Raw genomic sequence first — 7,373 nt, 5'->3', positions numbered from 1 at the left:
GCCACGGGAACGGATTTCGCATCCGATAAATACTTCGCATCATTCATCGAATTGACCGCACACAGATACCACGTCGGTGACTGGGTGGTGATGGTTTTCGGCACCTCCTGCCCACGCTGGAATACCGTCGTCACGATACCGCCATACTGACGGGCACCCCGCAACAGCTCCCCGGTTTTCCCCTTCAGGGTGCCCGCCGTGGGCGAGCAGGACGCCAGTTCTTCAATGCAGATTTCGAGGGGCGCTTTGCGGCCATCCAGCACTGACCACACCGCCGCCGAGAAGAATTCCAGCTCCTCAAACACCAAGTCCGCCGGGATGTAGGCAATCTTAAATGCGCTGTGGCCCTGACGGGCTTTGACCAGTGCCTTGAGGAAATCCGCTTTCGAGTGGTAGCCCCGCACCTGCTGGCCCTGAAAGGGTTTTCCGGCGTAGTTCTCATAAGGGTCAAAAAACACCGCCTGCGCCTTGGCGGTGATGAATTTCCCGTGCTTGACCAGTGAGGTTTTTCCGCTACCCGTGCCACCGATAATGACCCGGTGCAACGGGTCAAGATGGGTGTTGGAATGCTTAGGCCGCGGCAGGTTCAGGATCGGCTTTTTCGCCATCGTCCACCTCCTGCTTTTCCTGCGCTTCGGCCAGTTGGGCGCGTTTCTCCGCCCGAAGGCCTTTCACCTGACGGGCCGTGACGCCGCCCAGACCGACCACAGCCACCAAGAAGAGGATTTCTTCTTTGTACTGGCCGAGCCAGTTCAGCCACGTTGCCCCGTGTTTCTGCATCAGTGGCCCGGCGGCTTTGAGCACCTTACCCTTGGCTTTCTCGTCGTATTCAAAATCCATCCCGATGGCAAAGCTGATCGCCTGCTCGGACAGGACAAACCCCAAGTCCAGCAAATCAACCGCCGCTTCTGCCGCGTCGTCATCATTGGCGGCGTCCTGCGCCACCTCATCCGGCTCCGGGGTTTCCTGTGATTCGAGCTGCTGAATCGCCGCGCCCCAGTCCGACCAATCATCCACTGTGGGTTGCTCTTCCGGGAGATCGAACATCTCAGTTTGTTGCAAGTTTTCCGCTGTCGCTGTCATCTTTCTTTCCTTTACTCAGACCAATCAAAATCATTACCAGTACAAATAACCCGATGAACCACGGATACAGGGTTTTCCAGTGGATTTTCGGGGTGTTTTTCCCCGGCTCTGTCTCCGGCTCCGGTAACGCTGGAAACCCGTCATCACTGGTTTGGGAAACGCTCACGGGGAGCGTTTCGCGAACGGTTTGAACCGATTCTTTTGTGGTTTCCCTGACGGTTTCAATGGGCGTTTCCCCCAGTGCCTGAACCGTTTCCACTTTGTGCTTTTCAATGTATTCATGCATGGCACTGCTGTTTGTACTGTTCCCGCACCGGGGGCAGCGGTAATAGAGCTTGCCGATATTGCGGGGGTTCTTCGGCGGTTCGCCGGATTCCATCAGGCGGTGCTCTCCGGTCATATGAACCGTGCAGACCTCGCCACAGTCCGGCACGGTGCAGCGGATATAGCCGCGGGTCGGGTTCTTACTCATCTTCGCCCCCGGCCAGTTGTGCCAGGCGGGCTTGCACTTCGGCCCGATAGCCGGCACGGGCTTTCGCGCTGATCCCGTCGAGCATTTCCAGCTTTTCGAAGAAGTCACCGGGCAGGCCAATCGCCTCCAAACTCAGGGAGCCGCCGCTGAACATCACGGCAGACACCTTTTTCACCAGCACTTTCATATCCAGTGCCTTGAGCTTTTCAATCTCCCCTTTCACCTCCACAGACAGGGCTTCAGCGGTCTCAATGGCTTTCTCAGCATGGCGTAGCTGTTCGATGGTCATGGTTTGAATCATCACAGTTCTCCTCTGGTCATCACGATTCGGTTGTTTGCCAGTTTGAGCTGGCAGTCTTTATCAATTGGCACTTTGGCCCCGGCCAACAGGGGTTTCATCAGGCACTGCACCCCGGCAAGGCTCCATCCGGTCACCCGTTGAAGGTGCTCTCCGAGCTGGGAGTTACAGTTATTTTCAGTGCTCCAAGGGGAGCCGCTCCGCGACTCTAAAAGCGCCCCCAACTCAGACTTTTTCACGAGTCGGTAAGTCTCGCTGCAGGTCGCAATGAAGGTGCTCACCCCTTCAGAGATCCAGTGAAAGCCGATGGCTTTTTTCACGGTCTCGCCGTACTGGTTTTGTTTTTCTTCATAGGCCAGCCGGGCATCCGTAGCGAGCTGGCAAAACAGCGACCACTTGGAGGAATCCGCCGCCTGTCGCAGGGCTTCGAGTTTGGGATCAATGCGGGTTTGCTCTTCCGTGGCCCGACGCAGATGACGCCACAGGGACACAGGTTCACCGCCGAACTGCTGGAACTGGCGGATACGATGCACGGACGCCCACGCCCGAACCCGAAACGCGCTTTCTTCAGCTTCGGTGTCTGGCATGTGCTGGCCGTTGATGTTTTTGGAAACGTACTTCGCGATGTACGCCGTTGCGCCGCCCTTGGCCGGGTCGGCTTCCTTGACGTCAAAGCGCGGGGAAATGTCCTGTCCCAGCTCATCCCGGTCTTCAGCGGTAGCGACGCCGGAAATGATGTGAATCAGGGTGTCTTTGTCTTTCGGATCGCAGAACAGAAAATAATGGCCGTGACTGGTGCCGTCCTTGTGGGGCTCAGCCACACGAAAGCCGAAGTAGTGAATGTCTTCTTTGGCAATCAGGGCACGGGCCTGCGCCCATTGCTGCATCAGGTTACCGTGGCCTTCTTTGACGCTCGCGCCGTTCCACTTCTTCGAGTTGCGGTGATATTTGCTTGGCAGCGTCCATGTCAGGAACAACGCCGTATAGCCCAAATCCTGCGCCAGCTCTTCAAAGCCACGGGAGCGCACCATCATTTCAATCCGGCGGTTTTCCGGGTTGGCCGTGGTCCGTTTGATCACTTCTTCAAGGTCGAAGTGCTCCCCGGTGGCTTCGTTGTAAACGACGGTGTTCTGAATGAACCGCTCCGCTTCACGCTGCTTGTTCTTCCAGTTCTGGAACGACGGATAGGAAATGTATTTCGACTGGTGCCCCTTGTCGCCAACGCGCTCAAGGGCAATCTGTGCATACTCGATGTACTGGGAACGCAGATGCATCAGACGGCGCTCAATCCATTCTTCAGACTGCATTTTCAGCGTTGCAGCCGTCAGGATCTGCTCTGCGCGTTCAATCTCCACCTTGCCACCGGGCAAAACAGGCGGGTTGACGGAAATGGCGCGCAGGTTCTCAGCCAAGACTGAATAGATGTGCTTCATCGCTGCCAGAAAGCTGTCAAAAACCTGCGGGTCAATGTCCTGCATTGCCTGCATATTCTCGTCAGCGACCAGACGGGCCAGCTTTCGCACCGCCTCATCTTTCATCAGGACGTGGTGAGTCAGGCGCTCAGACTTGGCCCGGTTGCGGAAATCCACAAAGGAAAACTTGTCTTCAATGAAGGGGGCAACTTTCAGGCCGAACTTGACCGCCTCATCGGCGAAGCGGTCGAGATTGTCGCGGGTAGCCCCGCCGCGCTGCTGGCGGCTGGCTATTTTGGTGCGGATATCCTGACGGACGATTTGCGGGAGACGCTTTAAGAAATGACGAGTAAAAACAGTACCGTGTTGCATTACTCTTGAACCTCATAACAGCCAGACGGCGTACATTTGTAATTCAGCGGGCGGGGTGTGTAGGTGCGCTTTCGTATCCCGTGCTTTTCCCGCAATTTGCCCAGCAGGAACCGGGCACGCTGGCGTTTCTTCGGGTCAGGATTGACCATGCCAGCCATGTCAGGACAAGGGGCGTGAATCGGATCCATGATCGCCCCCTTAGCCGTGAACCGAACGCCACTCTGCTTGTGCTTCGGCGTATTTCTTGTCGATGTGAGCCGCTAAATCTTCAATTTTGACCATAGTTGGGCAACGTTCTGAGTCACGGAGTTTGAAAGTAGGAATCGGGAAGTCACAAGCCTTGGCTCTTTGTTCGGCTGTCTTCGGCGTGACGCCAAAGAACTCCTGCGAAACCTCTTTGAGCTCAACTATTGGGCTTTGAAAACGAGCAAGTAGTGCAAAATTTGTATTCATATGTCCACCTTGTAGTACACTTAACGCAATTCAGAGCATTAGCAATTCACTTGAATCACTTTGGGATACATTTGTAATTCAAAGTAATTCAAACCGAATAATACACAATTGAATCACCTTTGCAAGCCATTAGTGACGGAATGAATTACAAATGAAGACCATTGATGAACAGCTACAGGAACTCAAAGAGTTAACACAAACCTCCACAAACGTAGATTTAGCAAGGGCTTTAGGCACTACAAAGAGCACCATTCAGACATGGCGCTACCGGGAAAAAATCCCTGAGAAAATTTTCATCAGAGCAAGACAGATTTCGCAAAACGGCGTGATTGTTCCGCCAAGAGGTTATGTACACTTGGATTTATATGAAGTTGAAGTAAGCGCCGGGCACGGCGCTCTAGTGGTGAGTGAAGAGAAATCCAGTGATATCGTATTTAGTGAGTCATTCATTAACAACGAGATAGGTGTTAACGCAAACAACATTTTCCTGATGCCTGTGAAGGGTGACAGCATGTATCCAACGCTCAAGAATGGTTGTCTGGTCATGGTGAACCGTGTGGATCAGTTCACTGGGGATGGAATTTATGTCTTCCGCTTTGAAGGTCAATTGATGGTGAAGCGCCTACAGTTTTCAAAGCACGGTTTGTCTGTCACAAGTGACAACGATAGCTATCAACCTTGGGAACTGACCAAAGATGAAATCATCAGCAGTGATTTTGAAGTGGTTGGTGAGGTTGTGTGGTCTGGGCAGCGGATGTAAGCCTAATAAAAAGAGCCTCTATCTAATCAAGAGGCTCTTAAAATATTATTTGTTAGTTTTTTCAATATAATCATTTGCTTTATAAACACTCATCATCCATATAGATGACAGAATGAAAGTTATTATTTGCAAGATTCCACCTAAAAAGTTCTGATAAACAGTGACATAAACGTATACACCTAGGCAGATAATTAAAAGTGACACACTAATTCCAATATATATAGCCACACCTAGCTTACTAATATTTTTATTATGAATATTGTCGGTTATTAGCAAATTCATACATTGTGCAAAAATCATAAAACTGGCTACCGACCAGTCGGTAGCCAGAATAATATCTTCTGGCTTGAGAATTAAAAATTTTGTAATCATCAATGCCAAAAATGGAATGATGATGTATATATAGTTTGAGAAAAAACGCTTCATTCAAACAAATTTGCCTGTTGGTTTGGAGAGAGATGTTTTCCTTCTTCTACTCCATGAACTTTAGTAATAACAGCATTCACATTCCGTGAACTACCTTTTTTTGCTTCAACAACATCGCATTTTAAATTCACATGGATTAAGTCATTAGCTCTAACAACTTCCATCCGGCCAGTCTGATATTTTGATAACCACTCTTTATCCCCGATTCGGACAAAATACTTTCTCTTGGTTTTAATACTTTCTACATACCAAGAAGCATCACCGACATTACAAGGCCTTAAAGCGATAACCGTGTCGTCACCATTATATGGCTCATGCTTGGCTTTTTTCAATTCATTGATTGAAACATGGGAGCGGAATGCTTTGTCAAAGCGAAAAACATTACTATTTTCTTTGACGGAATTATCAGAAACTTCAAAATACTCTTTCCGTAACAACAACTCACCACCCTTTGAAAAATCAGCCATAATTTCAGCCAATGTTATACGATCAATATACGGCTCTTTTTTATCATTAACTAATGAGTTACCTGAAACGCTATTTTCATCGATAAAATCAGAAGTATTCTGCTCTAATTCAATTGCCTTTTCTTCTAAGTTGTCATCAGTTGTATCGTCAATCATTAATTTTGCAAGCTGAATAGCAATAAAATTAATTAATCCTGGTCTATATCCAACTTTGTTTTTAAGCTTTACGGAGCCACGCTCCACATGATCAAGTTTAAATACTGAAAGATACTCTGGCTCTACTTGTTCACCAATAAGTTCAACAAAGCGCCTGTAACCTTTTGTATAACAATACAGAGACATCAACATATCTTCCGGCTTGTCCCGCATTTCATTGTGCTCAAGCTTTAGTGTGATGTCATGAAGTTCTTCTGGACAGATTAATGGTTTTTTTACTTTCATTTCAGATGCTTAATGTGAGTTGTTATTTGTTCTTTTTGTATGACTAATCATACACAATTTAAGCACTTAAAAATTCAAAAAGTTGTTGTTTTGTCTGTTAGTTCAAATATCAGGAAGAAATTTATAGGGTAGCCTGTACGAAAATTTCAAAGCTAGATGACATCTGATAAAGTCCGAACTCGGTACGTATATTGCGCACGAGCCCAGACAGGGCGCTAATTGTGCGCATTATCCAACATCGGAGCTACCGAAAAGCGGCAAGTCGGGTAATCACTGGTTACACCATGATTTAGCTGTGTTTGGTCAATCTTTTGCGTCATTCTGAATTTCCTGTCACTTCATTGAAATTGCCCGAATTCCGTTCACAGTACCCCTCACAAGCCCCCTTTCAGCATAGGACTGCGCCACCCCGCTTTTCAGCAAGATTGACATCCAGATTCTGGCAGGCTGCGGTACAAAGCAACTCTCTTCGTTTAAAGCAGGGGCACATTATACATACAGCACAGGAAAGTTTCAGGAAAAAGGCGATTCTCACGGTTCGCAAAGACTCGCGTAACAAAAAATGCAATCACATGATTGTACCGCTGCAGGTCGAATCCTGTGATATCACCATGCGGCAAGGCAGAAACTATGCGTCATCTTTCCCTACAATCTGAGAGCGCCACAGCAGGCTTCCAACGCGTCAGGAGCAAGGAACAACTTATAAATTGAGGACTTAAATATCATGACTTACACAGGGAAGGTGCAAGCCGCTTGTTTGAGCGGGGCTACGACATTGAATATGTCGCGCTGGTGACCGATCATCACTCATTTGATAACCCTTTCAAATAGGCAATACCTCATTTGAAGTATTGTCTGCGATAGAATCAGTCAATGTTGCATACGAGTCAATACATCAGAAAATAGAAAAACGGCGCAATGATTCCCATACAGATTTGATGGAACATCAATTTTTTCCAGTCACGCTTGTACATCGTCCAAATAGTTTGAACAAGATAAAATAAAATTGTAATCGGTACAGTCAGACCAATAAAAATCCCTATGATTGGTGGAAGGTCACAATAAAACACATCAAAAAAATCAAGAATTAAAGTTATAAATATAAACAAATACCAAAAGATTGAGAAATACAATAAAACTCTCCAAAGTGAGCGACCACGAACTTATCTCCTGAATGTATTCCTGTAAA

The 7,373-nt window shown here is 48.2% G+C and carries 10 protein-coding genes; 1 reads left to right on the top strand and 9 read right to left on the bottom strand.

The genetic code is table 11. From position 1 onward, the window contains the following. The 7 genes from Q4579_RS18055 to Q4579_RS18025 form a co-directional block, all read right to left on the bottom strand. A partial coding sequence (locus Q4579_RS18055) for a hypothetical protein (RefSeq protein ID WP_303566076.1) occupies positions 1-608 on the bottom strand: 608 nt, incomplete at its 3' end. Then, the gene (locus Q4579_RS18050; RefSeq protein WP_303566075.1) at positions 571-1,083 is read right to left on the bottom strand and encodes a hypothetical protein; all 513 of its coding nucleotides are present in this window, start codon (positions 1,081-1,083) and stop codon (positions 571-573) included. The genes Q4579_RS18055 and Q4579_RS18050, both read right to left, overlap by 38 nt. Further along, a complete protein-coding gene (locus Q4579_RS18045) occupies positions 1,049-1,555 on the bottom strand; it encodes a hypothetical protein (RefSeq protein WP_303566073.1) in 507 nt (168 codons plus the stop codon). Before Q4579_RS18045 ends, Q4579_RS18050 begins: the two co-directional genes overlap by 35 nt. Then, a complete protein-coding gene (locus tag Q4579_RS18040) occupies positions 1,548-1,856 on the bottom strand; it encodes a hypothetical protein (RefSeq protein WP_303566071.1) in 309 nt (102 codons plus the stop codon). The genes Q4579_RS18045 and Q4579_RS18040 overlap by 8 nt, the downstream gene beginning before the upstream one ends. After that, positions 1,856-3,637: a replication endonuclease gene (locus Q4579_RS18035; protein WP_303566069.1), complete on the bottom strand. Its 1,782-nt coding sequence runs from the start codon at positions 3,635-3,637 to the stop codon at positions 1,856-1,858. The genes Q4579_RS18040 and Q4579_RS18035 overlap by 1 nt, the downstream gene beginning before the upstream one ends. Further along, positions 3,637-3,825, bottom strand: coding sequence for a hypothetical protein (locus tag Q4579_RS18030; RefSeq protein WP_254589102.1), 189 nt, complete (start codon positions 3,823-3,825; stop codon positions 3,637-3,639). Before Q4579_RS18030 ends, Q4579_RS18035 begins: the two co-directional genes overlap by 1 nt. 10 nt (positions 3,826-3,835) lie before the next feature. Continuing rightward, a complete protein-coding gene (locus Q4579_RS18025; protein WP_303566067.1) occupies positions 3,836-4,090 on the bottom strand; it encodes a pyocin activator PrtN family protein in 255 nt (84 codons plus the stop codon). A 151-nt stretch (positions 4,091-4,241) separates the two neighbouring features. Here Q4579_RS18025 and Q4579_RS18020 point away from each other — a divergent pair, with 151 nt between their 5' ends. After that, positions 4,242-4,850: a S24 family peptidase gene (locus Q4579_RS18020; RefSeq protein ID WP_303566066.1), complete on the top strand. Its 609-nt coding sequence runs from the start codon at positions 4,242-4,244 to the stop codon at positions 4,848-4,850. Between the two features lie 45 nt (positions 4,851-4,895). Here the strand turns inward: Q4579_RS18020 and Q4579_RS18015 are convergent, their stop codons facing one another. Both Q4579_RS18015 and Q4579_RS18010 read right to left on the bottom strand, forming a co-directional pair. Continuing rightward, positions 4,896-5,276: a hypothetical protein gene (locus Q4579_RS18015; protein WP_303566065.1), complete on the bottom strand. Its 381-nt coding sequence runs from the start codon at positions 5,274-5,276 to the stop codon at positions 4,896-4,898. Continuing rightward, positions 5,273-6,184 (bottom strand): hypothetical protein, encoded by a 912-nt coding sequence (locus tag Q4579_RS18010; protein WP_303566064.1) that lies wholly within the window; start codon positions 6,182-6,184, stop codon positions 5,273-5,275. Before Q4579_RS18010 ends, Q4579_RS18015 begins: the two co-directional genes overlap by 4 nt. Between the last annotated feature and the right edge of the window lie 1,189 nt (positions 6,185-7,373).

Origin of the sequence: Photobacterium sp. 1_MG-2023 (genome assembly GCF_030547945.1) — a bacterium.
Lineage (GTDB): Bacteria > Pseudomonadota > Gammaproteobacteria > Enterobacterales > Vibrionaceae > Photobacterium.
Note: the sequence above shows the minus strand (reverse complement) of the source record. Positions and strands in the feature narration are given on the sequence as shown.